The following is a 2,554-nucleotide window of genomic DNA, read 5'->3' on the forward strand; positions in this document are numbered from 1 at the left end:
CGCAAGCGTGGGCAGGGACGAATGCGTCCAGGCCCCTGACCCATGCAACACGCTGTCGGCAGATCCTACTTGCCTTCAAGACCGCCCAGGCCGGATCAATAAGATTATCGTTGTCATGTCCCGCCGGCTCATCTCGCAAACTCAAGCGTAGCAACAGGCTTACTCGCGTATTGCTCCGGCGTCGGTCCCGCGCAATCGCCGCAGCAGGCGCTCCGCCGCACGCAAATCAACCGTTCCAAAGCCCTCTGTGAATTTGCCATGCACCGACGTGAGCAGCAGCTCTGCCTCCCGGCTGCGATCCTGTGACGACCAGAGCCGCGCCAGGCTCGTCGCTGCCCGCAGCTCCCAGGCGAGTCCACCGGAGGATTTGGCAAGCTCTAGCGCCTGCGTCAGTGAGATCTCCGCCTCGCGTGGATGCACGCCAGGCGCACATGCAAGCAGTTTCCCACGAATGCGAAACATCTCCGGCATTGCTAAGAGGTCGCTTTCCCGCTCGGCGCGCCGGATGGACGATTCGATCACAGCCAGTCCATCGTCGAACCGTCCCATCGCGCGTAGACCCTCCGCGATGGCCAAGGTAAACTCCGTGGTCATTAACGCGTAACGATCCCGCTCCAGTTCGTCCAACGCTGCGGTCAGGATGGCTACGCCCTCCTTAGCCATTCCGCGACGGACCGCGATTTCGCCTCGCATCCCTCGTCCAGCAGCGAGGTACGGACCCATCGAGTGTCGCTCGGCGACGGCAATCCCTGCATCAATTGCCGCCTCGGCGTCTGCTAAGTCGCCACGCCACAGACGAACGATGGCATTGAAGAGAAAGATCATGCATTGCATCAGGGGCTGTCCGAACTCGACAACCTCCTCTGTCGCGCGCGAACCTGCCGCTGCGGCCTGATCGGCGCGGCCGCGGAGCCAGAGGGTGCGGGCCAAGCCGATGTAGGCGTAGGTCCTGTAGTCGAAGCCGGGATGCCTCGATCCCCTGCGTCGCAGGACCGAGGGCGCATCGAGAGCGGCTACAAAATGCACGTTCGCGTCGGCGTAGCGGCCGAGCCAGTGGCATGCGATCCCGAGGTAGCATCGAGCCGTCGCCACGGCTGCCGGCCGGCCACCGAAGCGAGTGGCGGCAATGTGACAACGTTCCGCATAGTCGAATGCGCCATGATGGTCGCCAGTGCGCAGGCAAAAAAAGTGCAACCAGCCCAGGAGTTCGATCTGCCACTCGCCGCAACCGATCCGCTCGGCGATCTTCAAGGCGCTCTCGTAAGCGGTTCGCACCTCTTCCGTGTTGCCACGAGTGAACATAATACATTGGCCGAGTGCCGCCTGCAGCTCCAACTCATTGCGCGTCCCGCGCGAGGTGACCTGGAGCGCAGCAAGTGCCCGTTCGGTCCAGCGCCGGTATTCGCTTAACAGCGACAGGCGGAAGAAGAGCGGCGCCGCGGCAGTGACCAGCGCTCCTCCCAAGTCGTGGTTCCCGTTGTTAAAGCACCAGTCCAGGGCAGCGCAGACGTTGCCGATGTGATCACCATACAGCGCGAGCGCTTCCTCCCGCGACGGATCGGGCGCGGCCGCGTCAAGTCTCACCAGCAGTTCCTGGAAGTGGGCGGCGTGCCGGGCGGCAACCTGTGCGTTCTCGCCGCTAACGGCGAGCTTGCCGGCAGCGTAGGCGCGCGTCGCGTCGAGCAGACGGTGGCGGGTTGCCGGTCCCGACGGGTCCACGGAGACAAGAGACTTAGCGGCGAGCCCAGCGACTGCATCGAGCACTCGTTCAGCGTCAAGATTATCGCCCGACGCAACGACACGTGCCGCTTCAAGGTCAAAGAAACCCGCGAAGACCGAGAGCCGACGGAGGACGATCCGTTCCGGCTCGCCAAGGAGGTCGTAGCTCCAGTCGAGCGTGGCCGCCAGGGTCTGGTGGCGCGGCGCCGCAGTTCGGCGGCCCGGCCACAAGAGGTGGAGCCGGTCCTCGAGGAGCCGAGCCGTGTCTTGCACGCTGTAGGTTCCGACCCGACCTGCGGCGAGCTCGATGGCCAGGGCAACCCCGTCGAGGTTGCGGCATATGCTGGCCACAACTGGCGCATCGGCGTCGCTCAGCGCAAAGTCGGCCGCCCCGGCCGCCACGCGCTCCACAAAAAGCTCCACGGCGGGATACCGCAGCGCCTCCAGTGCCGAGAGGCCGGCACGCTCCGGCGGGCTCTCCAGGGGTGCAAGGCGGTAGACATTTTCTCCCTCCGCCCTCAGCGCTTCGCGGCTCGTCGCCAGGATCTGCACCAGCGGCGCGGCCACATAAGTGCGCTCAGCAAGCGTCGCGGCGGCCTCGATCACGTGCTCGCAGCCGTCGAGGATGAGCAGCATTCGCCGGTCGATTAAGAAGGCTGTGATGGCGGCGATTGAGTCGGATGCTTGCCCTGGGAGGCCAATTGCCGCAGCGACCGCCGCGGGAACGAATGCAGGGTCGCCGACCGTTTCGAGGTCTACGAAGCAGACGGTGCCTTTAAAGGTTCTGTTGCGAAGTTTGCGGCGGATTGCGAATAGCCGCGACAGGCTCCGGATC

General features: G+C 64.7%; 1 protein-coding gene. It reads right to left on the reverse strand.

Features of this window, described 5'->3' with window-relative positions; translation table 11 throughout:
- Positions 1-159 precede the first annotated feature (159 nt).
- A partial coding sequence (locus AC5JJ1_RS15830; protein ID WP_495786065.1) for an ATP-binding protein occupies positions 160-2,554 on the reverse strand: 2,395 nt, incomplete at its 5' end.

Source organism: Belnapia sp., assembly GCF_059504005.1.